This window comes from Micromonospora sp. NPDC051141 (assembly GCF_044455765.1).
Classification (GTDB): domain Bacteria; phylum Actinomycetota; class Actinomycetes; order Mycobacteriales; family Micromonosporaceae; genus Micromonospora.
Map to the genome: position 1 here is coordinate 1 of NZ_JBITFD010000024.1, position 26,358 is coordinate 26,358.

A 26,358-nucleotide genomic window follows, 5' to 3' on the forward strand; every position below is an offset into this window, starting at 1 on the left:
GACGCAGCAACACCCCACCGATCAGCAGGCGTAGCAGAAACCGCATCCAACCCATCACGCAACAAAACCCAGAACGCTGCCGGACCAGCCGCGCGCGGCAAACGACACGCCACACCAACAACAGCAATCGCACCATCCTGACCCCGAAAAGCCTCAGACATCGCCGAAAATCTCAGACATCGCCAACCTCAAGCATTCTCATCCACACTGCGGAAACACGAACCAACGGCCCGGACGCGAGCCTTCCGATGACACCCCGGCGGGCTCACACAACTGCCTGACCTACACGCGACCTTCGAACACGGGCCAACAGGTCAACGCCACACGACCGGAGTCCTGACACTGAATCGCTCGACGAGACGTCATCAGCAATGACTCCACGGGCCTGGCGCGCGAAAGAACTTTGGGCGAATATCCTCTGAGAATCCGCCAGCAGACCAAATCGCGGAGGAACGGCGCAGCGACGCGCCGGCTCGACCCACACCCACCAGCGGCCACCAACCGGCCGCGCCTTGAAACGAGTTCAGCGAAAATGTAGTACGCGATGCCCGACCAGATTCAAGCGCATCCAGCAGGCGGCAGCGCCGCCGCAGCGCTCGCACTATTGGGACGGCGAACGTGGACGAGGCATCGATGATCCTTCCGTCGAAGTTTTCTTCACCGGAACGACTCCTCCATACACGATCTCCAATCTTTGCCCGCCATGTCAAGGGTGAGCTTGTCGAGACCTGTGTCGGTGCAGCTCAAGCGGCAGGGCACATTGTTGAGGCCGTTGCAGGTTGGGATGCCGAGCCTGGATACGGATCTTGTGTGAGCCGGTGCGCGGTGGGGAAACTGCCACATCGGCAGGTGACAAGGTGTAGTCGCGCCGCCTGACTGGGCGGTGGGTGCATGACGGTCGCTAATTCCACGGGTCAGCGGGGACAGTGACCGCTGTCGTCGGTGGCGGTGGGTCCGTTCGATCCAGGTGACGATCGCGATCCGTCGTTACTGGCGGGTGGCCCACGACCGCCGGTTCAGGACCGTGTTCTGCAGAGGCCGAAGAAGGGGCTCCATGGTGGCGTTGTCGCCGGCGCGGCCCATCGATCCGGCCACCCGGTGGCGGTGGAGGGGCCCGGACGAATCTCCGGGACCGGAACGGGGATCCGCGGGTCGGTGTGCGGGATGCAGCCGGCCAGGCCGCCGCGTCTGGCGGCGCCGTTGTGCAGCGCGGCGACGCCCAGGCGGGACTTCATCAGTGAGTCGATGGAGTAGCCGACGATCCGCTGGACCAGACGTCCTTGCTCGCACGCAGGTGGAGCTTGCCCTCGGCGGTGTGGTGCTCGGTGGCGTCGACCAACCACAGCGCCGGTCCGGGCCGCCGGCGTTGGCCCCGGTATGCCGCCACCTCCTCGTCGCTGGTGACGGGTCGGGCCAGCCACCGGCAGTAGGGCTGACGAGCGATCTTGCGTACGCCTTGCTTCCGGAATTACGAGCGCCGAGCGTCGCCGGAGATGCTTGCCAACGTCCGCGCCGAGCCACCCCTCCGTCGAGCCCTCGGGCCCGCAGGTGGTCGGCGCGATGCCGGGCGGCTGGCGCACGCTCCACGAGAAGGCAGGCGTTCCGATCGCCCTGGACCCGTCAGGCTCCATGCAGGCGATGGCCGGCACCCGTACCCGTTCCCAGATCGCCAGCGGCGGCGGGTAAGGGCCTCGCGCTGATCGACACCGAGGACCGGGCGGGGTTCTGGTCGTGCCCCTCGGGGACCCGGAAGCGGCCGAAGGGCGCCTACCGGAAGAAAGTCCCTCTCGGCGAGCGAGATCAGAGGCGGATCACCAGCGAGTCGCCGTCCGGCACGTCGTGGGCGGCACCGTGCCCCTACGCGACGGTCCGGACCGCACACCGCGAGCTGCTCGACCGGTACGACCCCGCAGCGGATCGACGCGATCGTCGTGCCCGGCCGACGGCCACACGAGTACGGCCAGGACGGCCGCCTGGCCCGCCTGCTCGCCGAGGCCGCCTTGACAACAACTCGCTGGCCGGCGCTCGTTTCCGGCAGCCCACACGCCCGCAGCGGCCGGTGACGGTGTTCCGTGTCGCCTTCGACCGGGAGTCGGACGTCTCCACGCTGGACCGGATCGCCAAAGCATCGTCGGGCAAGGCGCTCGACGCGACCGATCCCACCAAGATCGACGAAGCGTTCGTGCAGCCCGGTCAGCAGCTTCCGACGTTCCACCCGGCCCGTCGGGCGGGTCTGCGGACTCATGGCGGCGACCTCGACACCCGGGCAGACAGATCGTCCCCGGCCCAGGCGGCGCGAAGGCGAACCGCGGTCGCCCGCGTGGCAGGCCGGGACGGCGTGACGGCGGTCCCGTCGCCGCGCGGCCGGTCCGCTACCCGCTGCCGTACACCTTCTTCGCCGCGTCCTCCAGACGCTGCGCCACCACCCGCGCGTCCAGGCCCTTGGCGAGGAATTCCTGGAGCAGCATCCAGAGTGCCGCGTTGCTACCACCACCGAAGCGCTGCGGCGTCAGGTCGGACAGGTCGAAGCGGAGCACGTCGGCGTCCACCACGGCGGCGGCCATCGCCCGGGTGGTCGGATCGGGATAGGCGCGCTGGTCGAGTTTCGCGTTGGCCGAGATGAACCCGCCCTTGCCCACGATCAGCGCGGCGGCCTCCGGGGACGCCAGGAACGTCATCACGGCTCGCGCCCCGGGGGTGTCCTTCAACTGGACCGCCTGGTCGCCGGCGACGACGACCGACGGCGCCGAGCCCTTGATCGACGGCCACGGGAAGACCTTCGCGGTCTCCCCCACGCGGGACCGACCGAGCCGGGTGATGTCGGCGGCGACGAAGTCACCCTCGAAGAGCATGGCGGCCCTCGGCGTGCCGCCGAACACGTCCGCTATCGACTGGGCGAAGGTGATCCGCGGCGCGCCGGCCGGTCCACCGAGGATCGTCCGGGGCGTGCGCCAGTACGCGCCCAGCAGCGTCAACGTCTCGACGACGGCCGGGTCGGTCCAGGGAATCTCGTGGCGGGCGAGTCGGTCGTACTTCTCCGGCCCGCCGACGCGCAGGAAGGCGTTCTCGAACCAGTCGGTCAGCACCCAGCCGTCACCACCGGCGGCGACCATCGGGGTGGTGCCCGACCGGACCAGGGCGCGCGAGACCGTCCGGAGGTCGTCCCAGGTCGCGGGCGGCGCCACGCCGGCGGCCCGGAACGACTCCGTGCGGTACCAGATCACCGATTTGTTGGCCACCTTGAAGGAGAAGCCGTACCGGGTGCCGCCGACCTCGCCGAGCCGCTGCCACGCATCGTTGTAGTTCGCCGTGACGGCGTCCGCGGTCCGGCCGCTGAGGGGGACGAGCGCACCGCGTCCGGCGAGCGCGGCTACCACACCCGGCTGGGGGATGAGCGCGACGTCGGGCGGCGACCCGCTCGCGATGCGGCTGTCGAGCAGCACCGGCAGGTCGTTGCCGCCGGCCGTGTACCGCACGGTGGCGCCGGTCCGCGCCGCGAAGGCGTCGAGTACCGCCTGGAAGTTCTCCCGTTCGGTACCGGACCAGGTCGCCGCGACCTCGACTGTCGTACCGGCCAGGTCGGGGTCCGGGCGGGGCGGGCCGACGATGTCGTCACAGGATGCCAGGAGGAGCACGATCGCGACGGCGGCGAGGACCGATCTTCGTGCCATGGGGTCTCCAACGGTCCGGGTTGCCGGTCCTCCGATCGGGGGTCCCGCACAGTGTTGAACGCGGTCATGTTTCCGACCAGCGACGCGCCTGTGGCGTGATGAAACCGACGAGAACCTCACAAGATCCTCACGGGGGTGAACGCCACTCCGTCACCAGCCGTTGGTCAGGTCGGCTCCGGCCGACGTCCCGGGTGGGGGGTCCGGGGCGGGATCGGGACTCCGAGTGGTGGTGCGGGGGAGGCAGGGATGCGGGACCTGGCCGGCTACACGATCGCGGTCGCCGCCGAGCACCCCGACCGGCACGAGTTGGCCGCACGCCTGCGGGCGGTCGGGGCGTGGCCCGTCGACGTCCGGCCCGTCCGCGCGGCGGGGCCGGCTGATCCGGACGCCGTGGCGGAGGCGACCCATCGGGCGGTCGCGCGACCCGTGCACGACGTCGTCGCCTTCTCCGCCCCCGGGCTTCGGACCTGGCTGCGGAGCGCTCAGGAGGCGGGTCACGGTGACCGGGTCGCGGCGCTGCTCCGCGAGGCCCGGCTCGTCGCCCACGACGTCCGGGCGGTCGGCATGCTGCGCGAGATGGGCCTCGCCCCGGCCCGGCCGCCCGCCCGGGATCCCGATCGGTGGCTGCTCGATCAGCCGATGGCCGGTCGCCGGGTCGTCGCCGTCGTCGGGTCGGATCATCATCGTGAGTGGTGTGCGGCGCTGGGCCGACGCGGCGCCGACGTCGTCGTCGAGGTGCCGACCAGCCGGGCCCTGCCGCTCCCGCGCGCCCACGAGCTGCGCCGGCTGTGGACGGGAATCGTCAGTGGTCACGTCGACGCGGTCGCGTTGACCGGTCCGACCATCGCGGTGGACCTGCTGCGCCGGGCGGACGCCGACGGCGTGCTGGACGATGTGCGCGACGCGCTGACCGAGCGCGTGCTGGTTGCCTGCCTCGGCCCGCTCACGGCGGCGCCGCTTCGCGAGCGGGGCGTGACCCCCGTGGTCGCGGCGGCTCCGTGCCTCGCCGGCCTGCTGGCGGCGTTGGTGGAGCAGGTGCCCGGCCGGGGACCCACGCTGGACGTCGACGGCCACCGGGTGCAGATCCGCAGCCGATCCGTCGCGATCGACGGTCTCGTGGTCCCCGTGCAGGCCGGACCCATGACGGTCCTGCGGGTACTCGCCCGCTCGCCCGGGCGCGTGACGTCCTCCGCCGAGATCCGCGGCGCCTCGGCGGCCTGGTCCGGGGTGAACGACCACGCGGTCGAGATGGCGGTGTCCCGGCTACGGCGCGCGTTCGACGACACCCCGTTGGCCGGCGTCGAGCTGGTGCAGACCGTCGTTCGCCGTGGATACCGGCTGATCGCCTGACCGGAGCGGCGCGCTGCCCGACCGCCACCCACGGCCATCGAACCGGGCCCGGGTCTGTCCGTTGTAAGGACATGGACTCGACACGAAGCGGCCCGCCGCCCGGCCCCGACGACTGGCCGGCGGAGGGCGCACTATTCGGCAACCGGCCACCGATCCGGTCCCACCGCCGGCCACGGGACCGGCGACGGCGACGGCCCCTGCGGGTCCTCGTCGGCGGCGCGATGGTCGGTGCCATGGCCTGGTCGGCGACCGGCGTGCCGCATCACCGCGACGGCCCGGCCACCACGCAGGATCCGCCGGCCCGCGACCTCGCCGTCGGCGCGCTCCCCACGGCGCCGCACCCCGCCGGAGGCGGTGCGCCTGCCACGGCGACCCCCGGTGCGCCCCGTCCGATCGGCGACGCCCCCAGCGCGGGCTCGACCCCGCCTCCGGTGGCGACGCCGAGCCGGCCACCCCTGCGCCCGGTGGCCGCGACGGCCGGCATCACCGTGGCGCCCGCGCCACCACGGGGCAGGTCCGACGCGCGGCCGGCGGCGCCCGCGCCGACCCCGACGACGCGCCGCCCGGACCCGCCGGCGGCGACCCGGACCAGCACGCCGGCACCCACCACGGCACCGGCCACCCCCACCACCGTGGCGCCGTCGAACGGTGACACGGTACGGCTGAAGAACCCGACGAGCGGCCAGTTCGTCGGCGTACGGGACGGGTCGACGGCCGACGGCGCCGGCGTCGTCCAGCTCACCGGCACCGGGGACGCGGCCCGGTGGAAGCTGGTCGCGACCTCCGGCGGGTGCTATCAGCTGATCAACCTGCGTTCCGGGAAGGCACTGGACAATCCCGACGGCGGTTTCGACGACGGCGCGCCCATGCAGCAGTGGGAGCCGGCGAGCGGTAACCCCAACCAGAACTGGTGCTTCCGGTCGGTCGGCGCGAAGCGGTACTCGATCCGCAACGTGGCCAGCGGCTCCCTGCTCGACCTGCGGGACGGGCGCACCGGGGGCGGGGTGCCGATCCAGCAGTGGAGCGCCGACCCGGCCGCCCCCAACAGCAAGCAGACCTGGCAACTCGTCCGCGTCGACTGACCGGCGAAGCGGGTACGCCCTGCCTCGGTGCTCTAGTCTTGTCGGCGAGCAGGCGTGGTGTATCGACTCTCGCCACTGGAGTGGTGCGTGGGCTACCTGGACGTCCGTCGTCGCCGGCCGCGCGTGTCCTGGACCGCGCTACCGACCGTGACCGCCGCCTGTCTCGTCCTCGCGCTGCTCGCCGGAGCGCACGAGCCGGTCGGGGTGGACGCCGAGCAGCGCCTCGTGCTCAGCCAGTTGGAGAGCGCCCTGCTGCACGACACCGCGCAGCCGCAGTACGCTCGCGCGGTCCGGCAGTTCGACTCGCGCGGCTACCTGCTCGGCATCGGTGACTTCTCCACCGCCAACGGCGAGGCGTTCGAGGTCGTGCAGAGCTATGCCGCCCAGGTCGGCCCGACCCCGCTGTCGCGGAGATACCTCACCGTGCTGGCCCGGCTCAGCGCCGACCAGGACCCCTCCGTCACCGATCTGGCCGGGCTGCCGGCCGCCTGGGCGCAGGCCAGCGCGGACGCCCGGTTCCGGCGGGCGCAGGACGACGTCCTCGAGTCCCGCTACCTCGCGCCGGCGCTGAGCCTGGCCCGCACGTTGGACATCAGGACGCAACTGGGCGTGGCGATTCTCCTCGACTCGATGCTGCAACACGGCAACACCGACGACGTGGACTCGCTGCCGGCGCTGGTCCGCCGGGCCACGCACCGCGCCGGCGGTCCACCCGGCACGGTCACCGAACGGGAGTGGTTGGCCGCGCTCCTGCGGGCGCGCCGGGCGACCCTGACCAGCCCGGCCGACCTGGAGCACCGGGACACCTGGCCGTACACGGTGGGTCGGGTGGACGTGCTCGCGGCACTGCTCGACGGCGGCCACGACACGCTCCGGCCGCCCCTGACCGTCGCCCCGTACGGCACACCGCGGCTGATTAGTCCCACCTTCTGATCCGACGAGGCTGAACGATCCCCGTCGGGGATCCGTTGTGACGGCGTGCCCGGCACCGGTTCCCGTCCCGGCGAACGGATCGGGCACTCCGATGAGAGGGAGGTACCACATTGTTCAGGACTGGACGGTGGCGTCGCGCCGTCGCCCGGGTGGCTGTTCCGCTGATGGCGGCCGGCCTTCTCGCCACGGTCTCCGCCGCCCCGGCCGAAGCCGCCGCGCCCTACCAGCTTCAGCTCTGTTCCCAGGGGCCGTGGACCAACGCCCTCGTCAGCGGACCTGACGGGAGCTACTCCACCAGGGGCGTCCCCTCGTACAACTGCGGGTGGTTCAGCCTGCCGTCCGGGATGCTGACGATCTCCTTCATGGCCGGATCGACCTACGTCGGGTCGTTCTGGGTCTCGGGATCCGACGGCGCCTGCGCCGTCGTGTACGGCAACTGGCACGGCGGCTTCTACCGCTGTTGAGCGTCTGTGGGGGCGCGGTCGCGCCGCGCCCCCGCGGGCAGCCCCCGCTCGCGGTGGAGGGCGACGATCTCGGTGCGGGATCGGCAACCCAACTTGGCCAGGATGTGCGACACGTGGGTCTGGACGGTGTTGCGGGAGGTGTACAGCTCGGTCGCGATCTCGGGGTTGGACCGGCCGGCGGCCACCAGGCGGCACACGGTGACCTCGGTCGGAGTGAGGGCCTCCCACCCCGTCATTGGGCGACGCCGGCGGGCGCCGCGGCTGCCCCGACGGACACCGATGTCGCGCAGGCGCGCCTCGGCCCGGCGGCTGTTCCACCGGGCGTCCAGGTCGGCGTACCGGTCGAGCGCCTCCTCGAGGGCCGCCCGGGCCTCGGCCGGCCGGCCGGCCCGACCCAGCGCCCACGCGGCGTCCTCGAGCGCGGTGGCCTGGTCATGGACCTGGTGGACGGTGGCGAACCCGGCCGCGGCCGCGAGGAGCCGGTTCGGGTCCTGGTCGACGAGTCCTCGGCAGTGCTCCGCCGCGGCCAGGCTGACCAGGTCACCGCGCTCCTCGGCCTGCGCGACGCAGGCGCCCGCGGCGGCCCGGGCGATCTCGTCGCGACCCAACTCCACCGCGATCCGAACCGCGGTGGCACTGAACACGCAGCGTTCGGGCGTCAGCCGGGGGAAGCACCGGGTCGAATCCGGGTCGAGCAGGGACAGCCACCGGTCCAACGCCCGTTCCGGCCGCCCGTCACGCTCCTCGACGAGGGCCTGCGCCGCGTGCACGTAGTCGGTCATCCCGGCGGCGTCCGGGGTCGGCGGCTCCGCGGCGGCGGCGGCCAGGTACCGCTCGATCAGCTCGTCGTCGCCCCGGTTCGCCGCGATCAGCGCGCCGACGCCGAACAGCATGCCCCGGACCACCGCTCCCCGATGCAGCAGCTCGGCCGCCGCGTCGAGCTCGGGCAGCGCGTCGTCCCAGCGACCCATCAGAAAATTGATCTCGGCGGCCTGGACCCGCAGCCAGGCCAGTCGCAGCGGCGTGCCGGCCCGCTCGGCCAACGTCAGCGCGCGGCCCAGGGCCCGCGCCCCCTCCCCGGTGCGGTTGAGGTTGTAGAGCGCCGTGACCCGCAGCCCCTGAAACAGCAGGTGCAGCTCCACCGTGGCGGGATCGTCACCCAGAATCGCCAGGCCGCGTTCCGCCTCGGCCAGCGAGCCGGCCGAGTCGCCGAGGGAGATGCCGGTCGCGAGTGACCAGGCGAACAACGCCCAGGCGACGGCGATCCGGTCGGGCACCCGCTCCCCGTCGGCCTCGGCCTCGCGCGCGACGGTCAACGCCTCGTCGAAGCGCCCGAGACCGGCCAGCGTGACGGCCTGGATCGCGCGCACGCGGGCCCGCCACCGGGCGTCGAGGCGGTCCGCGGTCAGCGCGGCCACGGCCAGGTCGAGCGCTTCGACCGGGCGACCCAGGGCCCGCAGGACGACGACGTGGCACCACGTCATCCGCCCGACGACCTCGATGTCGGTCGCCTCCCGCAGCAGCGGGACGACGGCCGCGTCCACCGCCTCGTAGTCGCCGAGGTGGAACAGCGCATCGACCAGGTGCATGCCCAGCACGGACCGCCGCGGATCGTCGTCGCCGACCTGGGCCATGACCCGCCGCAGCAGCTCGGCGGCCAGGCCGGCGGCGCGCGTGGTCACGGACGGGGCGGCCCGCAGCAGCCAGTCGACCACCCAGCCACTGACCGGCCCGGGGCTGGCCTGGAGCTGGGTCACCACCAGTTCGGCGGGCTCTCCCACCTCGGCCAGCCGCTGCGCCGCCTGCCGGTGCAGCGCGTTGCGCATCGCGGCCGGCATGGACTCGTAGAGCGCGTGCCGGATCAGCGCGTGCCGGAAGGCCAGGTCCGGGTCGGCGTCCGTGAGCACGCCGGCCGCGAGCGCCTCCTCGATGACGTCGACCAGCGCCAGCGGGGACCGCTCGACCAGCAGCGCGAGGTGCTCCAGCCGGAAACCGGCGCCCAGCACCGTCGCGGCCCGCAGCACCCGCATCGCCGGCTCGGACAGGAAGCTGAGTCGGGCGCCGATCGCCGCCGCCAGCGACCGTGGGGCCACCGCGTCGGCGTCGTCGAGGTCGAGCGCGCCGTCCTCGGCCCGCCGGACCCGACTGCCCCGGACCAGGGCGTAGACCAGTTCCCGCACGTACAGCGGATTGCCGCCGGCCTGCCGGACCAGGGCCCGTAGGCCCGGTCCGGGCGGGGCCTGGGTCAGCCGTTCCACCAGACGGTGTACGTCGGTGTCGGCAAGCGGGTCGAGCGGGACGTGCGCCCCGCCGCCCGCCGTGACGGCCCGCCGCAGCCGGTCGACCTCCTCCCGCCGGGGCACCGGCCGCGCGGCGGCGACCAGCAGGAGTGGCAGCTGTCGGGTCGCCTCGTCCAGCCTTCCCCAGACGGCGAGCGTGGTCTCGTCGGCCCACTGCATGTCGTCGACCACGATCGTCACGGGTCCGGCCGCGCAGAGCCGGTCGACCAGCACCGTCAGCAACTCGGCCGCGGCGGTGACGGCGTTGCCGGTGCCCGGGCTGTCGTCGCCGTCGCGGCCCCACAGCCGCTCGGCGATGGCGGCCCGGTCCGGGTCGGTGCTTCCGGGACCGACCCGCAGGGCGTCCAGCAGCACCCGCAGCGGGAAGATGTCCGCCGCCTCGGCCGTACGCGCGGTGAACAGGGCGATCGCGCGCCGGCCGACCCGGCCGCACAGCTCGGTCAGCAGGGCCGTCTTGCCGACGCCCGGCTCGCCGTCGATCCACACGGAACGGCCCCGCCCCGAGACGAGATCGGTGACGACCTCGTCGAGGGTCGACAACTCGGGATCGCGGCCCACCAGGTCCGCCGACGCCGGCACCCGTGACCGGCGGGTCACGTCCGTGGTCCGAGGTCCGGCCGGTTCGCGCATGGCTGACTCCCTCCCCGGACCGGACGGCGGTGCCCGCCCCGCGGTCACCCGCGGAGCGGCGCGACGGCCACAGCCGACAAGTGTCGCACCCCGCGCAGGCGGCCGGTGACACCATCTTCACGCCGGTGATCGGTTCTGCCATCATCTGTCCGGCTCCAGCACACGCTGCGGCGCCGGCAAGTCGACGTGAGGGGGCGGGGTGCCGCAGGGCCGACCGACCGCGCGATCCCGATTCCGGCCCGGGCTCCCGATGCTCGCCTGGCCGGCGATCGTCGTGGTGATCGTGGTGGGGTTGCTCGTGGTGTGGGCGATCGAACCCGACCGCAGGCTGACCGTCACCCCGGAACAGCGGCTGATCATCGAGAAGATCCGCAGCGTGCTCATGCACGACGCGGACGCTCCCCAGTACGGGCGGGTGGTGGACCAGGCCGACGGGCGCGGCTACGTCGCGGGCACCGGCGACTTCTCCACGGCCGGCGGTGAGATCGTCGCGGTCCTGGACACCTACACCGCCCGGGTCGGCGCCAACCCGCTGTCCCTGTCCTACCTGCCGGTGCTGAAGCGGCTGGCCGACCGGCGGAGCCCGGCGGTCGGTGAACTGGCCGGGCTGCCCGACGCGTGGCGGCTGGCCAGCAAGGACCCCCGCTTCCGGCAGGCCCAGGACGACGTGGTGGACGACAGGTACTACCAGCCGGCGGTGCGGACCGCCACCGACCTCGGCCTGACCACTCCGCTCGGCCTGGCCGTCATCTACGACACGCTCCTGCAACACGGCGACTCGGCCGATCCGGACGCGCTGCCGTCGATCATCTACCGGACCGAGGTCCGCGCCCACGGCCGCCCGGGAGAGGTGCCCGAACGCGACTGGCTGTCGGCGTTCCTGGCGGAGCGGAGGGCGACGTTGACCAACCCGTCGGCCCCGCAGCGCCGCGCCACGTGGCCGTACACGGTCGGTCGGGTGGACGCCCTCGGGACGTTGCTGGCCGACCGGGACGACGACCTCCGGCCGCCGCTCACGCTGAGCCCGTACGGACGCCGGCACGTGCTCGACCTGACGCCCTCGATGCCGGCCGTGGCGGACGGCACCACCCACCCGCCCGCCACGCCCTCGCCGTCCGCCGTCCCTCGCTCGGCCGCCCCGCGCCCGGCCGTGCCGTCGCCCACGCCGAGGGGATCACGGAGACCGCCCGCGACGACCGGCCCGCCACGACCGTCGAGCAGCCCGCCGGCCGCGCCGACGGCGGCCACGCCCCGCGACGGGCTGCTGGTCCGGGTGGTCGCCACCAGCGGCAGGTCGATCGGGGTGGCGGGCGGGGCGTCCTCCGCCGGCGCGAAGATCGTCCTCAGTGGGGGGACCGGAGCGGCCGAGCGGTGGCGCCTCGTCGCCGCGACATCGGGCTGCTTCCACCTGGTCAACGTCAGGTCGGGCATGGCGCTCGACAACCCGGACGGCACGTGGACCAACGGCGTGCAGATGCAGCAGTGGGAGTACGGCTGGGGCACCAGCAACCAGAGCTGGTGCTTCACCCCCGTCGGCCGGGGCCGGTACTCGATCCGCAACCTGACGAACTACTATCTGCTCGACGTCCGCGACGGCGGCACCACCGACGGCACCGCGGTCCAGCAGTGGGGCGCCGACGCGGCGGCTCCGAACGCCAACCAGACCTGGCGTCTCGTACCGGCTGGCTGACTGCCACGAACCTCGCGCCCGGTCGGTCCGTTGTGACTGGCGAACGGCTCCGAGCGACGGCGGCAGGGAAGGCGGGCAGCCATGCCAGCGATCAGGGTAAGGACACGGCCGGGGAGCGCACCCACCCCGATCCGCAAGCCTGACGGCACGTTCTACCGCTTCGAGCTGACCGAGCCGGGCGACCGCTGGCGGGCCTACGCCGACGAACCGGCCGACCTGGTCGCCGAACTCGCGCCCTGGTACGCCGCGGGGTCCCCGTCCGGTCGGGCCGCCGCCCGACGGTCGATCGCGCAGCGGCTGCGGGCGGTCCTCCAGTCGCAGCTGCTGGCGTTCAGCGACGCTCGGGAACACACCCCGGAGCAGATGCACGCGCTCCGCGGCACCGCCGACCCGGCGGCGATCACGGTCTGGACCACCGAGACGCCGCTGGTGTTGATCGAGGGCGCGTACGCCCCGGCCGGGCTCCTGCCACGTCCGGTGGCCGAGCCGCCGGCGGAGATCCTCTGGATCGACCCCGCCAGCGACGAGAGCCTGCTGCGCTCGCTGCACTACCTCGGCGCCCTGGTGCTCGAGGAACTGGCCGAGCGCACCGTGGACCGGCCGTGACCCCCGTCCGTGCGGAAGGCGGCTACCGCCGCTCGGTGAACGTCAGCCGGTAGCCGGTCCCCCGGACGGTCGCGATGGCCGCCGGCGCGCCGAGCTTCCGCCGGAGCCGGGCGATGACCACGTCGACCACGTTCGAGGTGGGTTCGGCCATCTCGTCCCAGCAGTGCTCGATCAGCTCCGTCCGGCTCACCACCGTGGGGTGGCGCATCATCAGCCGCTCCAGGACCGCCAACTCCTTCGGGGTCAGGCTCAGCAGGACGTGGTCCCGGCGTACCTGACGCCGGGCCACGTCGAACTCGAGGTCGCCGGCGCGGAGCACGGCGGGGCGGATGGAGCCGCGCCGCCGGCACAGCGCCCGCACCCGGTGAACCAGTTCGGCGGTGGCGACCTGCTTCGCGACGTAGTCGTCCGCGCCCGCCTCGAAGCCGGCCAGCCGGTCGCGCACGTCGTCCCCGGCGGCGAGCAGCATCGCCGGCACCGCCATGCCGCGCCGGCGGAGCAGGTGCAGCCGGTCGGCCGAGTCGCCGTCGGCCAGGAACCGGTCGAGCACCAGACAGTCGTACTCGTTGACCGCCAGTCGCAGCTCGGCCTGACGCCAACAGTCCGCCACGTCGACGGCGAGCCCCGACGAGCGTAGGGCGAGCACGGTGGAGTCCCGCACCGAGCCGCCGTCTTCGAGGATCAGGATTCGCATGCGTCTCGCTCCTCACAACGGGCAGCGGATGACCGTCAACTGTGTCGAGGACTACGGCGGGCGACGGCGCGGGTTCATCCGGCGCGGTGTCGTCTCGACCCGTGGTCGGTCCGCTCGCCGGCTCAGCCGGCCGCCGGCGCCCGGACGCCGACAGCCCGGAGACGTCAGGTCCCGTCCGGCGGACCGAGCCGGACCGGCTCGGACCGCTCGGCGTCCGCGACCCGCCACCCACCACCGCCCGTGACGATCAGCTCGCGTCCCAACCGCGCCCGGAGCCGATGGATGATCACGCCGATCTGGTTCGTCCGCGGCGGTCGCATCGCGGCCGGCATGGCGTGCCAGATCCGCTCGGCGGTGCAGGGCAGTCCGTGTGCCTGGACGAGGACGCGGAGCACGAGGAACTCCCGCCAGCCGAGTCGTGCCGCGGACCGCCGGTTCCCGACCCAGGCCCGGCGTCCGGTCTCGTCGAGCCGGACGTCGCCGAATGACAACACGCTTGCGCCTCCCTCACCGGGTGTGGCCCGCATTGTGGCCCGGGGTACGTGAGGATTTGATGAAGCGCCGAGGAACGGGTTTCGGCCTTGTGAAATTCTGCCCGTCGGTCGAACGAGTGAGCCTTCCCATCCGATGTCAGAGCGAGATCAGCGGGGTGACCCGTCAGGAGGAGACGCGCCAGCATGGATGCCACCAACGGTCGGGGCGGATCGCACGTCAGCGATCAGATCGACCTGTACCTGACCGGAGCGCTGGACGCGGAGCGCGAACAACGCTTCGAGGAGCACCTGTTGCGGTGCGCCTCGTGCCGCACGGAGGCGGACGAGTCGAGCGAGGTGGCGCTGGCCGTGGCCGCGCTGCCGTCCGGGTTCGTCGCCGAACTCGAAGACGCGGACCGGTCGACGCCGGCGGGCGGTGACCGCGTGTCCGGCGTGGCGTCCGCCCGGCCGGCCGGCCGCGGCAGCTCCACCTCGGACAGCCGCCGCCCGCCGGCGCGCCGCCGCTCACGGGCCCGCCCGGTGCTCGCCTATCTGGCCACGCTGCTGGTCGGCGCGCTGCTCGGCGGCGGCTGGACGCTCTACCAACACCGGGAGCCGGACCCGGTCCCCGCCGCGAACGGCACCGCGACGGGGACGCAGGGCCAGCTCGCCGCCACCGTCACGCCCCGGTCCGGCGGCGCCGAGGTACGCGCGGTCACCGTCGGGCTACGCCCGGGCGTGCGGTACGAACTGCTCGCGGTCAGCACCGACGGCCGTACCCTGGTGGTGGCCGACGGCGTCGCCGCCGGCGGTCCGCAGACGATTGTGGGGACCGTCCGGCTGCGCCCCGACCAGTGCCGCTTCTTCGCGGTGATCCAGGGAGCGGGAGACGTCCTGTTGGTGGCCCCCGCCGGATGACAGCACCGGAACGGACGCCGGATCGCCCGCCCGAGCCGGCGGACGACGGGGCGGCCCGGCCGCTCGTGGGCCGCGAGTCCGAACTCGCCACTCTCGTCGCCCTCCTGAACGGAGTACGGGCCGGGCGCGGCGGGGTGGTGTGGCTGGAAGGCGCGGCCGGCCTCGGCAAGACGGCCCTGCTGTCGGCGCTGCTGCGCCGGGGCACGTCGACCGGCTGCACGGTGCGGGCCGGCGCCGGTGACGACCCGAGGTCACTGGACGCGGTGTGGGGCCTCACCGACCACCGGCCGGTTCATCCGTCCGGGATCACGGAGTCCGTCGACCAGGTCGATGCCGCGGTCGCCGCGCTCTGCGCGAGGGGCCCGGCCGTGCTCGCCCTGGACGACCTGCATCGCGCCGGCCACGCCACCGTGCTGGCCTGGAACCGGATCAGCCGGTCGGCGGCCCGGCTCCCGCTGCTCCTGGTGAGCGGTTGCCGGCCCACCCCGTACCGGGAGCCGGTCGCGACGCTGCGCGAGCTGGTCACCCAGCACGACGGTGAGCTGCTGGTGCTGGGTCCGCTCGGGGACGCCGAGATCGTCACCGTGGCGGCCGGGCGCCTGGGCGCCCGACCGGGGCCTCGGCTCGGACGCTACCTGCGGGCGCTCGGCGGCAGTCCGGCGCGCGTGCTCGGCCTGCTCGACGACCTGGACGCGGCGGGCCTGCTGCGCCGCGCCGGCGGGCGGGTCGAGCTGGGCGGCGACGACGACCGCGCGGCTGCCGCGCTCGACCGGTACGCCTGCGCGGGGGTGGCCGAGGCGAACCGTCCGATCGTGCGGATGGCGGCGTTGCTCGGGCCGAGGTTCGACGCCACCGAACTGGCCGCTGCCGGTGGGCTGCCGCTGCCCGCCGTCACCACCGCGCTGTCCGACGCGGTCGAGGACGGCGTGCTCGGCGACGACGGGGACCGGTTGTCGTTCCGGCACGACGTGGTGCGGGACGCCGTCGCCCGGTCGTTCCCGGTCGCGGCCCGGCGCACGTTCCACCGGGCCGGCGCGCTCGCGTTGCTCGCCACCGGCGCCGAGGCCGGGGTGGTGGCGAGGCACCTGCGCGAGGCCGGAGAGCTGCCGCCGGCCGCCCGCGACTGGCTGGCCCGGCTGCCGGAGTCGACGCTGCTCACCGACCCGGCGCTGTTCTCCGACGTGCTGGGCCTGGGTCCGGTCGACGCCCGCCGCTGCGTGCTCGACCACTGGTTGGGCCGGCGACAACGGGCGGCCCGCACCGCGCTCACGCTCGCGGCGACCGCCGAAGCCCGCCCCGGGGCCGCCGCCGACCTGCGCCGGCTCGCCGTTCGCGCCCTGGTCCGCGACGGGAGCCTCGCCGACGTCGACGCCATCTGCGCCGACACCGATGATCCCCGCCTGGCGGGCTGGCACGCGGTGGCGCTGGCCGGGCTCGGTCAACTGGCCGCCGCCCGGGAACGGATCCGCGGCCTGGCCGGCACGCCGCAGGACGGGCCGACGGCCGCCGTGCTGGCGCTCGCGAGAGTCCGCGCCGGCGACGGCCGGCTCGTCGCGGACCACCTGGCCGCCGTCCGCGACGACCTCGGCAGCGACAGCGAGTCGGCCGAGCTGCGCGGGTTGCTGCACGGATGTCTGATCGACCTGCTCGTGCAGACCGGTCCACCGGACGCGCTGGCCGGGGCGATCCTGGAGGCCGGGCCACTCGCGGCCCGTACCGACCCGGGCCTCGCCGGGTGGCTGCGGGCGACGGCGGCCCGCGCCGGTTACCTGGCCGGCCGGTGGGACCTCGTCGGCGATGCCGAGCCCGGGCTGGCCGCGCTGGTGGCCCGGCACCGGTCGCCCCCGGAGGCCACGACCGCCAACCGGTCCCTGAGGTCCGTCCGGCGCGAGGACGAACTCGACGCGATGGCCGCCGAGCAGGTGGGCGACCTGGCCGGGGCGTTGCGGGCGCGGCATCGGGCGCTGGCCGTCGCGCTGGAGGCCCGCCCCGCCCGGCTGCACGGCGCCGAGCACGTGGTCCGCCTCGCCCTCGCCGTCGGCGACGACGTGTCCGACGTCGTCCGCCGCTGCGAGTGGGCGGCGGCCGAGGAGGCGCTACCGGTGCAACTCGCGATCGCCGCCCTGGTACGCGCGATGCCGGACGCCGACCCGGCGGCCCTGAGCCGCGTCGTCGAGCAGCTCAGCCGGCGCGGGGCGCCGCGGCAGCACGCGTACGGGCTGGAGGAGTTGGCGGTCGCGCTGGCCCGGGCCGGTGACCGGGCCGGCGCCGGGCGGGCGCTGCGCGAGGCCGTGCGGCATTACGCCTCGGTCGGGTCGGTCTGGGAGATCGCCCGGGCGGACCGGCGGCTCGGCCGCTACCGGGTGCGCCGCCGGACGCCGGCCGACCAGCCCACCTCCGGCTGGGCCGCCCTGACCCCGGCCGAGTTCCGGGTCGTCCGGTTGGTCGCCCGGGGGATGTCCAACCGGGACATCGCCGACGAGCTGTATCTGAGTCAGAACACCGTACAGACGCACCTGGCCCGGATCCGGGCCAAACTCGGCGTGCGGTCCCGGCTGGACATCGCCAGGGCGGCCGGGTTCCAGGCCGAGCCGGGTGGCGAGGTCGGGCCGGTCAGGTGCCGGCGGTCCGGGCCCGGGCGGCCGACCTGACACCGACGCCGGCCGGTGGCGCGACGCCCGGTTCGTGGAGCGCCACGTCGCGGGCGAGCTCGGTGCGGGAGCGCCGGCCGAGCTTGCGGAGCACGTTGGAGACGTGCGTCTGCACGGTGTTGCGGGACAGCATCATCTCCCGAGCGATGTCCGGGTTGGACAGACCCTGGGCGACCAACCGGCTGATCCGCAGCTCGGTGTCGGTCAACGACTCCCATCCGTGCCGGACCGACCGCGGTGACACCCGGGTGCCGCGGCGGATGCCGTACGGACGGAACCGCGCCGCGGCCCGGCGGAGGTCCCAGTCCGCGCCGACCTGCGCGTACTGCTCGCTCGCCCGCAGATAGTGGCGACGCGCCGCGTCGACGTCGCCGGCGGCGGCCAGCAGCACCGCCGCCTCTTCGGCCGCGAACGCGCTGAGCAGGGGCCACCCCCCGGCGAGGAACCGCTCGGCGACCGCGAGCAGGCCGGCCACGTCGCCGTCGAGCATCGCCCGGCAGGCGACGGCGCAGAGCTGCCCGTCCCGGCTCGGCGGCCGGGCGGCCTCGACCGTGGCGCCGGCGGCCCGTGCGACCTCGTCGGCGCCGAGGACCCGGGCCAGACGGATCAGCGGGAGCGCGTCGGCGCACCGACCGTCGCGCTGGACCCCCGCCGGCAGGTCCAGATAGCGGGCCCGGAACAGCAGCGCCTGCCGGTGGTCGCCGGCCGACTCGGCGCGCAACGCGAGCGCCTCGTCCAGGTGCGGGCCGGCAGCGGCCGGCGGCTCCTCGGGGTCGGGGTCGGGGACTCCGGCGGCCCGCAGGTGGCGGTTGCCCTCCTCCGGCTCGCCACGCCGGTAGGCGATGACCGCACGCATCCCGTGCAGGTAGCCGAACGCCGGGTGGCGCAGCGCCGACGCGTCCATCTGCGCGATGTGCATCAGGGCGTCGTCCCACCGGCCGCGCCCGAACAGGAAGTCGGCGGCGTGGGCGTGCACCGTGGAGGTCCGGTACGTGCCGACCCGCTCGGCCGCCACGAGCACCTCGTGGAAAGCGGCCTCCGCGTCCGGCGATCCGAGCGCGCCGAGCCGGGCGGCCCGGTTGCCGGCCATCAACAGCCGCTGGTCCAGCGACTCGGGGTCGTCGCCGAGCACGGCGAGACCCGCGTCCAGGTGGGCGATCAGTCGATCGCCGCCGTCGACCACGGCCAGGGCGCTGTGCGCGTAGGCGACACCGAGCGGATCACCGATCGAGGTGGCGAGCGTGAGCGCCTGCTCCCCCACCGACCGGGCCGCCTCGGGCGCACCGGCGAACGCCTGCGCGTTCGCCGACCAGGCGGCGGCCCGGGCCCGCCAGACCGGCGTGGCGGCCGGGTCGGTGACCGAGGGCGCGACGACCCGTACCGCCTCGTCGAAGCGGCGCAGCCGGGACAGCGAGCGCAGCACCTGGATCCGCAGCCGGGCGGCCAGGTCCGGGTCATCGGCCGAGGCGATCGCCTCCGCGCCGAGCCCGGTCACCGTCTCGTCGTCGCCGACCCAGAACGAGACGAGCATCAACTGCCGGACCAGGTTCCGCCGCCGGCCGTCGGCGTCGGGTACGGCGTCCACGGCGCGGCGCAGCAGCCGGGCGTACGCGGCCGGGGCCGCGTAGAGCGTCGACTCGGGCCGCTCGGCGAGCCAGCCCAGGGCCCAGCCGGGAAGCGGGTCCGCCGCCGCGGTGAGGTGCCCGGCGACCGCCCGGTCGGCCCGGCTCCCGTCGGCGAGCGCCCGGGCGATGTGCCCGTGCAGGCCGGCGTGCAACGCGGCCGGCGTCTGGGTGAGCAGGACCTGCCGCAGCAGCTCGTGCCGGAACCGCACCCGGTCGGCGGCCAACTCGACCACGCCGGCGGCCGAGGCGGCGGCCAGCGCGTCCGTCGTGTCCCGCGCCAGCACCAGGCGCAGATCCTGCCGGGTGAAGTCGTTTCCCAGGAACGCGGCCAACCGCATGGTCTGGAGGCAGTCCGGGCTCAGCACGCCCAGGTGGCGCCCCACCGCCCCGGCCAGGGTCCGGGGCACCAGCTCCGCCACGCAGAGCTCGACGGAGCCGTCGCCGAGCATGGTCAGCTCGTCCTCACCCAGCGTGCAGAGAATCTCCCGCAGATAGAAGGGGCTGCCGGACGCCGTGTCGAGCAGGGCCGACAGCCGTGGCCCGGGCGGTCCGGTCAGGTGGGCCCCGGCGAACGCCGCCACGTCGTCCGCGCTCAGCGCGGACAGCGTCAACGTGACGGTCGCGGCCCGGCCCAGCGGGTCGCGAGCGCGACCCGGCTCGTCCCGGTCGGGCCGGGCGGTCAGCACGAGCAGCAGGGGAAGCTGGTCGACCTCCCGGCCGAGCCGCTCGGCGAACGCCACGCTCGCCTCGTCCGCCCAGTGCAGGTCCTCCAGCACCAGGACCAGCGCCTGGTCGGCGCAGAGCTTCTCGACCAGCTCCACCATCCGCTCGGACGCCGCCAGCACCGGGTCGGCGTACGGCAGCTCCCCGGCCGCCTCCCCGGTGAGCAGGCGTGCGATCTGCGCGCGGACCGGGTCGTCGGACCAGGTGGACACGCCCAGCGCGTAGGCCGCCACGCACAGCGGGAAGACCTGCATGAGTTGATCGGCGTGCCCGATGTGCACCCGGCAGCCGCGTGCGGTCGCCCGCCGGTCGAGCTCACCCACCAGGTGCGACTTGCCCAGGCCGGGGCCGCCCTCGATGCGGAGGACGCCGCCCCGCCCCGCCACGACGTCGTCGAGGGCGGCGTCGATGCGGACCAACTCGGCGCTCCGGCCCACGGTGACGCGATCGGCGAACCGCACCGCCTCACCATAACCACGACCGGGCACCGCACAAGAGGCCGACTGTTCGCCGTACCGATCGAACGACCGGCCCCCGCTGGACGTTGTGGATGGCGAATCGTCGATCCGGAGGAGGCGTGGGAGCGTGAAGCGTTCCGCGAACGAGGACGACGGCTGGGCGTCCGACGGCGCGTTGTTCACGCGACGCGACCCGATCCGGTCGCACCGGCGGTCCGGCCGCCGGCGGACAGGGCTCGTCCGGTTGGGCGCCGTCGCGGTGGCCACCTCGGTCGCCGCGGCCGGCTGGACCACCGTGGCCGGGTTGTCCGACCGGGCACCGACGTCCGAGGCCGATCAGTCCTCGACCGGCACCGAGGCGCCGGTCGAGCCGGCGCCGCCCGAGGGGTGGGGCGACGCGACGGCGAGCCCGACGCCGACGGCGCGGCGGGCCCCGACCAGCCCGCCGGCCAGGGGCCCGGCCGGGCCGGCGGCGTCACCGACGTCGGCGTGGTCGGCGGCGCCGGTGTCGCCGGCCGCCCCGGCGCCACGGCCGGCCTCGTCCACCCCGCCGGCGACGGTCAGCGCCGGGCCCACCCCGCCACGGGCCACGAGGACCGCCGGGCCGTCGGCGGTCGCGCCCGCCAACGGACTGGTGGTCCAGGTGATGAGCCGGGCCAGCGGCCTTCCGGTCGGGGTACGGGAAGGATCGTCGTCGGACGGGGCCTCGGTCGTGCAACGGTCCACGGCCGGCGCGGCCACGCGGTGGCGCCTGGTGTCGACCGGATCGGGCTGCTACCAGTTGGCCAACGGGTCCTCCGGCAAGGCGCTGGACCTCACCGACGGCAGTCACGCCGACGGCACGCCGATGCAGCAGTGGACGATCGGCCCGGGCAACATCAACCAGACCTGGTGCTTCCACTCTGTCGGCGGCGGCTGGTACTCGATCCGCAACGCCGCCAGCGGAGCGCTGCTGGACCTGCGCGACGGCGGCGACGGCGACGGGGTGACGATCCAGCAGTGGGGCGCCGACCCGGCCGCGCCGAACGCGCACCAGACCTGGAAGCTGCTCCCGGCGGGCTGACGGACGGCACTTCGTGCGGGTCCCGGGTGAACCCGGGACCCGCCTGTTCGTAGAGAACGGTGAGTCTCCGCCGTCGTACCGCCGGTGGGCTGCGGTGGCGGACGGACGGGAGTTGTGCCGGGTGGACCCGGCACAACCTTCCCCTCAGCCGGAGGAGGTGGGACGTGGGCGAGGAGACGGCGTCCGGTTGGTGGCGGCAGGCCGCGTGTGCCGGCTCGGACGCCAACTGGTGGACCGACAACTGCCCGGACCGGAGCCTGGCGGTGCGCATCTGCCTGGGCTGCCCGGTGCGCCAGGCGTGCCTGGCCGACGGGCTGGCCAACGGCGACAACGGGATCATCCGCGGCGGCATGCTGCTCTGTCGGACCCGGCGGCGGACCGAGGCGGTGCCCCTGCTCTGCGCGCAGTGTGGGCGTTCCCCGGTCACCTGTGGCCGCGCGGGCGCGGGACGGTACTGCGGTCGGCGGTGCGCGGCGATCGCCCGCAGCCGGCGGGCCGCCGCCCCGGCCCGCGTGGGCCGCCGCCCGCACCTGTGGTGAACCCGGACGGCCGGCGGTACGTAGTGCCGGGGATCGTCGTTTCGGACGGGCGGAACTGACCGCCCGGCCGGATCGACACGGCGGAGGGGGAAGACACGACCGTGAACCGAGATCCTCATGAGGACGAGTGGGACCAGGCGCAGGACTGGGAACGCGCCGCCGGTGACGCCGATCAGGACGAACCGCGTCTGGTGTGGACCGTCGCCGAGCCCGAGGCGGCGGAGACCGGCGGGAACACCGACGCACCGGCCGACCCGGACCCCACCGCCGACCCGGATGCCACCACCGACCCGGGCCGGTCGCGTCGGCCGGCGGTGCCGGTCAAGGTCGTCGTCGCGGCCGGCGTGCTCCTGCTCGCGGCGGCGATCTGGGCGACCGCCGGCGGGGACGGGTCGCGGCCCACCACCTCGCCGCCGTCCGGCTCGGAGATGCCGGAGCCCTCGGCGGTGCCCGAGCCGGGCTTCACCGAGCCGCCCACGGAACCCACCGCATCACCGGCTCCCCCGGAGCCGACGTCGGCTCCGGCGTCGCGCGATCCCGCGCCGATCGCGGACCCGCCCTCGCCCGCCGCGTCGCGGTCCCCGGCGGCGCAACGCCCGCCCGCGCCCCGTTCTCCGCAGCCGTCGGCGGTCCGGCGGGTCACCCGCCCCGACCACATCGCACCGCGGGCCGGGGTCACCGTGCGTCTGGTCAGCCTCGCGACCGGCAAGTCCGCCGGGGTCAGCCAGGGTTCGAGCGCCGACGGGGCGCGCATCACGCAGAGCGGCGACGCGGCCGGCCCGGCCCAGCACTGGCGGGTGGTGACGGGCCCGTCCGGCTGCTACCAGCTGATCAACGTCCGGTCCGGCAAGTCGCTCGACAACACCGACGGCACCTCGACCAACGGAACGCAGATGCAGCAGTGGACGTGGTACCAGGCGAGCGCCAACCAGTCCTGGTGCTTCCACAGCGTCGGCTCCGGGCGGTACTCGATCCGCAACATGACGAGCGGATTCCTGCTCGACGTCCGGGACGGTGGCACCGCCGACGGGGTCGCGGTCCAGCAGTGGAACGCCGACCCGGCCGCCCCCAACGCCAACCAGACCTGGCTGCTCGCCCCGGTCCCCTGACCGCCGCGGGGCCGGCGCACCGACGCGCGCCGGCCGGCCGGCCGGGCGTCACCCGAGCCCGGCGAACGGTCGGCCGGCGTCGGCGAAGCCGATCGGCGCGATCAGCGGGGCGTCGCCGTCCGGCGCGTCGGGCACATCCCGACGCAGTCGGGCGAGCAACTCGTCCCGATCGGCCGGCCGGCCGGCGCCGAGATCCGCGAGGTACATCCGGAACCGCTCGCCGACCCGGTCGACGGCGAGCACCTCGAAGCGGCTGCCCGGGGGGAACACCGCGACCGGCGCCCCGGCGACGAAGACGCCGTCCAGGCGGCGGGCGGTCATCGACCAGATGACGTACTCGACCGACGCGGCGAGGTGACCGCCCGGGACCAGTCGCGCGTCGACGAAGCCGGGTTCGGTGAGGTGCTGGCCGGGCACGCCGACCGCCGGCACGCCGGTGGCGGCGAAGACCGGACCGAACACCACCGGCAGCAGCGGCAAGGCCGCCACCACGCCGTCCGCGACGGCCGCCACGCGCGACGCCCGGTCGCCGTCCACCGGCGCCGATCCGGATGCCGGCGCTTGCCGCAGGTAGGCGTTGACGTCGGTCCGGTCGTGCGTGCCGTAGGCCCGCAACGCCACCAGCTCCGGGCGCGGTTCCTCGCCCGGCGCCGCCGCGACCCTGCGGTGCGCGTCGGCCAGTTCGGCGGCGTGGCGGGGACCGGCCGGGCCCGGCGCGGCGAGCAGTCCGGAGGCCGGGTCCACAAGCGTGTCCTCCGCGTCGGCGGCGGGCCCGGACGCGGGTGGCGGGTACGGCGTCGACCGGGCGGCCAGGTCGTCCAGCCCGGCACCGGAGGCCGGCAGGACCGGGCCGACCGGGCGCGACGGGGCAGCAGGCCGGTGGGCGCGGAACCCGGCCGAAGCCAGCAGCACCCCGGTCGCGGTGAGCGCCACCGGGCCGGCCGAGGTGAGAACCGTGGCGTCCCGGGCGGCGGCCAGGTCCGCGGCGAGCGAGGTGCGGCGGCCATCGTCCGGCCCGGTCAGGACCAGCGGTCCCACGCCGGGTCCCAGGACCGCGGTGAGCAGGTCGGCGAAGTCGGTCGCGTCGATCACCCGGTCACCGACGACGAAGCCGTCGTGGTTGGTGGCGACCTCGACCACCGTCCCGGCGGCGGCGGACGTGACGCCGAGGTCGTCGGCGCCGTCCAGGAACGACCAGCCCGCGGCGGTGGCATGGCCGGTGACCGGCCGGCGGCCGGTGGTGTATGGACCGGTGCGCGGCGCCGGGCCGGCCGGATCCGGGCCGGGTGGGGTCCAGGAACCACCGCGCGGCGGCCGGCCGGCAGTGGGCCGCCCCGGGTCGGCGGCGTCCGGCGGCGCGCCGCCGACCGGGTCGGGACCGTCAGCCGACGGGAACTCCCCGACCGCCGCGACCACCGTGCCGTCGAAGGCCACCGGCACCAGCCGCCGGCCGGTCGGGGTCAGTGCGGGCACCGCCGAGCGCAGCCGCACCGGCAGGTGGCGCAGCCGTGCCGGTGGTGTGCCGGCCGGCACCGCGCCGGGCAGCAGCACCAGCCGGGACACCGGATCGGGCCGCAGCGCGGCCACCGCCCGGCACAGTTCCGCCACGGGCACCGGCGCGCCGCACCCGCCGACGAAGATGGTGGCGGCGTCCGGCTCCCGGGGCAGGCCGCCGACCGTCCCGCCGGGCCGGACGTCCGGCGGAACCAGCCACAGCCCGGCGGGCACCGGGCGGGCCACCAGGTCCGGCCCGGCCCACCGCTGCGGCGCGGGCAGCGTCGACCACGGCGGCGCGGGTGACCAGGGCGGTTCCTCCCATTCCTCGGCCGGGCCGGCACCGCCGACGGCGTGCCATCCGGCCCCGGCGTCGGGCAGATCCGGGCGGCGACCGTCGGGCTCGGCCACCGAGACGCAGGTGCCGTCCAGCGCGACCGTGACCGGGCCGAGCGAGACGGTGACCGGCCGGCCGAGCCGGCGGGCGACCAGACGGGCGCCGTCGCGGCGGGCCGCCGCGTCCGGCCCCCGGCCGAGCAGGACGAGCCGCAGGCGGTTCTCGGACGGCGGTGCGCCCGCCAGGGCGTCGGCGACGAGTGCGAAGAGCCCGTCTCGACCGGTCACCGCCGGCGCGGTCACCAGCACCGTCTCCGGGTGGGCCCGCTGGAGGGCGGTGGTCACCGCCCGTAACGCGCCCACCGGCCCGGTTCCGCCCCGCAGCAACAGCGCGGCGCCGAGCGCCTCGACGGCGACCGCGGCGCTCACCGACCGTCCCCGGCCCTCACCACGGACCTGCCGATCCCGCGTCGGCCAGCGCCCGCACCGCGAACTGGGCGGCGACGGTGTCCGGCGCCCCCGCCCGGTAGCCGGCCGAGCGGATGTGCCGCAGGAAATCCTCCTCCGGCGCCAACCCGTGGGTGCGCAGGTAGTAGGCCACGCCGTCCGACCACACCCACGCGCCGTCGGACCGGCAGGTCATGGGCACCACGGCCGGCCCGCCGCCGACGACGTCGTCCATCAGGGCGGTGCTGGCCAGGACCGGCACGCCTCCGGTCAGGAAAGCCAGGATCTGGTCTCGCTCGGCGGCGTCGAGATCCTCCCGGCCGGACCCGACGCCCGGCTGTACGCCCGGATCGAGCAGTCGTGCCACCCGGGGCCGGACCCGCGCGGCAGCGGTCGCCCCGGTGCCGTCGGCGGCCCAGACCAGCGCCGCGACGGCGAGGGCGGCCCGCTGGTACGGCGGCAGGTCGTCCGGCTCGGCGAAGAGCTCGACCTGCGGGTCCGTCTCGCCCGCGTGCTCCAGCACCTCCTGCAGGCGGGCCGCGACCAGGGCGAGCAGTTCCCCGTCGGCGGCGGCCCGGACGAGGTACACCCGTCTCGGTGGCGGCCACGCCGTCGGCCGGTCCGGCGACCGCCAGGCCCGCCACACCGCGCTCGCCGTCCCCTCCGACTCCAGCTCGACCGCGTCGACGCAGGCCCGGTCGATCAGGTCGAGGTCGTCGGCCACACCGTCCGTCGGTGCCGGGTCCGCCGCGCCGGCCGGCGGGACCGGCTCGCCGTCGGGCAGCGGACCGGCCGGCGGGGTACGGGTGAACACGACCGGCGGGAGGACGGGCCGGTCACCGGCGCGCAGCACCGGCGGAACCTCGCCGAGGGCGGCCCCGATCCGCTCGACGTCCCGGTCGACGAGGGGGAACCGTCCGATCGTGGCCGCGTACCCGACCATCGCGGCGACGTCGCCGGTCACCCCCCGGACGAGGCTGTCGCGGGCGACGCTCACCAACGCGTCGGGCACCCAGCCGGCGACCCGGAGGAGCAGGTGGTGGTACGCGGCGACCGGCACGGGACGCCTCCTTCGGAAACGGTCGGGCAGTGGTCCGTCACC

20 protein-coding genes and 1 pseudogene are annotated in these 26,358 nt (G+C 75.1%); 11 read left to right on the forward strand and 10 right to left on the reverse strand.

What is annotated here, in order from left to right; translation table 11 throughout:
- The 3 genes and pseudogenes from ACIA6B_RS30735 to ACIA6B_RS30745 form a co-directional block, all read right to left on the reverse strand.
- Nucleotides 1-161, reverse strand: a 161-nt coding sequence (locus ACIA6B_RS30735; RefSeq protein ID WP_396777769.1) for a beta-ketoacyl synthase N-terminal-like domain-containing protein, incomplete at its 3' end; no start/stop codon positions are given.
- A gap of 751 nt (nt 162-912) precedes the next feature.
- A pseudogene (locus tag ACIA6B_RS30740) lies at nt 913-1,384 on the reverse strand (DDE-type integrase/transposase/recombinase); the annotation flags it as partial.
- Between the two features lie 988 nt (nt 1,385-2,372).
- On the reverse strand, nt 2,373-3,671 hold the full coding sequence (locus ACIA6B_RS30745) for an ABC transporter substrate-binding protein (protein ID WP_396778735.1): 1,299 nt from the start codon (nt 3,669-3,671) through the stop codon (nt 2,373-2,375).
- 246 nt (nt 3,672-3,917) lie between these two features.
- Here ACIA6B_RS30745 and ACIA6B_RS30750 point away from each other — a divergent pair, with 246 nt between their 5' ends.
- From ACIA6B_RS30750 to ACIA6B_RS30765, 4 genes are all read left to right on the forward strand, one after another.
- Nucleotides 3,918-5,021: a uroporphyrinogen-III synthase gene (locus ACIA6B_RS30750; RefSeq protein WP_396778737.1), complete on the forward strand. Its 1,104-nt coding sequence runs from the start codon at nt 3,918-3,920 to the stop codon at nt 5,019-5,021.
- A gap of 71 nt (nt 5,022-5,092) precedes the next feature.
- Nucleotides 5,093-6,103 (forward strand): RICIN domain-containing protein, encoded by a 1,011-nt coding sequence (locus tag ACIA6B_RS30755; protein ID WP_396778739.1) that lies wholly within the window; start codon nt 5,093-5,095, stop codon nt 6,101-6,103.
- A gap of 54 nt (nt 6,104-6,157) precedes the next feature.
- Complete coding sequence (locus tag ACIA6B_RS30760) at nt 6,158-7,036, forward strand: chitosanase (RefSeq protein WP_396778740.1); 879 nt, start codon at nt 6,158-6,160, stop codon at nt 7,034-7,036.
- A 149-nt stretch (nt 7,037-7,185) separates the two neighbouring features.
- Nucleotides 7,186-7,500 carry a hypothetical protein gene (locus ACIA6B_RS30765; protein ID WP_396778742.1) on the forward strand — a complete coding sequence of 105 codons (315 nt, stop codon included), beginning with the start codon at nt 7,186-7,188 and terminating at the stop codon, nt 7,498-7,500.
- On the opposite strand, the gene ACIA6B_RS30770 is transcribed toward ACIA6B_RS30765, so the two are convergent.
- On the reverse strand, nt 7,488-10,430 hold the full coding sequence (locus ACIA6B_RS30770; RefSeq protein WP_396778743.1) for a helix-turn-helix transcriptional regulator: 2,943 nt from the start codon (nt 10,428-10,430) through the stop codon (nt 7,488-7,490). The two genes, ACIA6B_RS30765 and ACIA6B_RS30770, sit on opposite strands and share 13 nt — an antisense overlap.
- A gap of 250 nt (nt 10,431-10,680) precedes the next feature.
- Between ACIA6B_RS30770 and ACIA6B_RS30775 the strand changes: the two genes are divergently transcribed.
- Both ACIA6B_RS30775 and ACIA6B_RS30780 read left to right on the forward strand, forming a co-directional pair.
- Nucleotides 10,681-12,120, forward strand: coding sequence for a chitosanase (locus ACIA6B_RS30775; protein ID WP_396778745.1), 1,440 nt, complete (start codon nt 10,681-10,683; stop codon nt 12,118-12,120).
- Nucleotides 12,121-12,201: 81 nt separating this feature from the next.
- The gene (locus tag ACIA6B_RS30780; protein ID WP_396778747.1) at nt 12,202-12,726 is read left to right on the forward strand and encodes a hypothetical protein; all 525 of its coding nucleotides are present in this window, start codon (nt 12,202-12,204) and stop codon (nt 12,724-12,726) included.
- A 22-nt stretch (nt 12,727-12,748) separates the two neighbouring features.
- Here the strand turns inward: ACIA6B_RS30780 and ACIA6B_RS30785 are convergent, their stop codons facing one another.
- Nucleotides 12,749-13,420 carry a winged helix-turn-helix domain-containing protein gene (locus ACIA6B_RS30785; RefSeq protein ID WP_396778749.1) on the reverse strand — a complete coding sequence of 224 codons (672 nt, stop codon included), beginning with the start codon at nt 13,418-13,420 and terminating at the stop codon, nt 12,749-12,751.
- Between the two features lie 164 nt (nt 13,421-13,584).
- Nucleotides 13,585-13,914, reverse strand: a complete 330-nt coding sequence (locus tag ACIA6B_RS30790; protein WP_396778751.1) for a hypothetical protein — start codon at nt 13,912-13,914, stop codon at nt 13,585-13,587.
- 183 nt (nt 13,915-14,097) lie between these two features.
- Here ACIA6B_RS30790 and ACIA6B_RS30795 point away from each other — a divergent pair, with 183 nt between their 5' ends.
- Nucleotides 14,098-14,811: a zf-HC2 domain-containing protein gene (locus ACIA6B_RS30795; protein ID WP_396778753.1), complete on the forward strand. Its 714-nt coding sequence runs from the start codon at nt 14,098-14,100 to the stop codon at nt 14,809-14,811.
- Nucleotides 14,808-17,462: a LuxR C-terminal-related transcriptional regulator gene (locus tag ACIA6B_RS30800; protein WP_396778754.1), complete on the forward strand. Its 2,655-nt coding sequence runs from the start codon at nt 14,808-14,810 to the stop codon at nt 17,460-17,462. Before ACIA6B_RS30795 ends, ACIA6B_RS30800 begins: the two co-directional genes overlap by 4 nt.
- Here ACIA6B_RS30800 and ACIA6B_RS30805 read toward each other — a convergent pair.
- Both ACIA6B_RS30805 and ACIA6B_RS30810 read right to left on the reverse strand, forming a co-directional pair.
- Complete coding sequence (locus ACIA6B_RS30805) at nt 17,425-20,271, reverse strand: AAA family ATPase (protein ID WP_396778756.1); 2,847 nt, start codon at nt 20,269-20,271, stop codon at nt 17,425-17,427. The two genes, ACIA6B_RS30800 and ACIA6B_RS30805, sit on opposite strands and share 38 nt — an antisense overlap.
- 333 nt (nt 20,272-20,604) lie before the next feature.
- Nucleotides 20,605-21,009 carry a hypothetical protein gene (locus ACIA6B_RS30810; RefSeq protein ID WP_396778791.1) on the reverse strand — a complete coding sequence of 135 codons (405 nt, stop codon included), beginning with the start codon at nt 21,007-21,009 and terminating at the stop codon, nt 20,605-20,607.
- Here ACIA6B_RS30810 and ACIA6B_RS30815 point away from each other — a divergent pair.
- From ACIA6B_RS30815 to ACIA6B_RS30825, 3 genes are all read left to right on the forward strand, one after another.
- Nucleotides 20,915-21,331, forward strand: a complete 417-nt coding sequence (locus ACIA6B_RS30815) for an RICIN domain-containing protein (protein WP_396778787.1) — start codon at nt 20,915-20,917, stop codon at nt 21,329-21,331. The genes ACIA6B_RS30810 and ACIA6B_RS30815 overlap by 95 nt on opposite strands.
- 164 nt (nt 21,332-21,495) lie before the next feature.
- Nucleotides 21,496-21,870, forward strand: a complete 375-nt coding sequence (locus ACIA6B_RS30820) for a WhiB family transcriptional regulator (RefSeq protein ID WP_396778758.1) — start codon at nt 21,496-21,498, stop codon at nt 21,868-21,870.
- 101 nt (nt 21,871-21,971) lie between these two features.
- On the forward strand, nt 21,972-22,979 hold the full coding sequence (locus tag ACIA6B_RS30825) for an RICIN domain-containing protein (protein ID WP_396778760.1): 1,008 nt from the start codon (nt 21,972-21,974) through the stop codon (nt 22,977-22,979).
- A gap of 48 nt (nt 22,980-23,027) precedes the next feature.
- Here the strand turns inward: ACIA6B_RS30825 and ACIA6B_RS30830 are convergent, their stop codons facing one another.
- Entirely contained in the window at nt 23,028-25,238 is a 2,211-nt protein-coding gene (locus ACIA6B_RS30830) for a hypothetical protein (RefSeq protein WP_396778762.1), read from the reverse strand.
- Between the two features lie 16 nt (nt 25,239-25,254).
- Nucleotides 25,255-26,316: a hypothetical protein gene (locus tag ACIA6B_RS30835; protein ID WP_396778764.1), complete on the reverse strand. Its 1,062-nt coding sequence runs from the start codon at nt 26,314-26,316 to the stop codon at nt 25,255-25,257.
- Nucleotides 26,317-26,358 lie beyond the last annotated feature (42 nt).

Excerpts from the sequence above, each read along its gene's own strand:
- ACIA6B_RS30775 (WP_396778745.1), top strand. The coding sequence starts at position 10,681 with ATGCTCGCCTGGCCGGCGATCGTCGTGGTGATCGTGGTGGGGTTGCTC.
- ACIA6B_RS30795 (WP_396778753.1), top strand. The coding sequence starts at position 14,098 with ATGGATGCCACCAACGGTCGGGGCGGATCGCACGTCAGCGATCAGATC.
- ACIA6B_RS30770 (WP_396778743.1), bottom strand. The coding sequence starts at position 10,430 with ATGCGCGAACCGGCCGGACCTCGGACCACGGACGTGACCCGCCGGTCA.
- ACIA6B_RS30750 (WP_396778737.1), top strand. The coding sequence starts at position 3,918 with ATGCGGGACCTGGCCGGCTACACGATCGCGGTCGCCGCCGAGCACCCC.
- ACIA6B_RS30755 (WP_396778739.1), top strand. The coding sequence starts at position 5,093 with ATGGACTCGACACGAAGCGGCCCGCCGCCCGGCCCCGACGACTGGCCG.
- ACIA6B_RS30785 (WP_396778749.1), bottom strand. The coding sequence starts at position 13,420 with ATGCGAATCCTGATCCTCGAAGACGGCGGCTCGGTGCGGGACTCCACC.
- ACIA6B_RS30745 (WP_396778735.1), bottom strand. The coding sequence starts at position 3,671 with ATGGCACGAAGATCGGTCCTCGCCGCCGTCGCGATCGTGCTCCTCCTG.
- ACIA6B_RS30800 (WP_396778754.1), top strand. The coding sequence starts at position 14,808 with ATGACAGCACCGGAACGGACGCCGGATCGCCCGCCCGAGCCGGCGGAC.
- ACIA6B_RS30815 (WP_396778787.1), top strand. The coding sequence starts at position 20,915 with ATGAGCCGGGCCAGCGGCCTTCCGGTCGGGGTACGGGAAGGATCGTCG.
- ACIA6B_RS30780 (WP_396778747.1), top strand. The coding sequence starts at position 12,202 with ATGCCAGCGATCAGGGTAAGGACACGGCCGGGGAGCGCACCCACCCCG.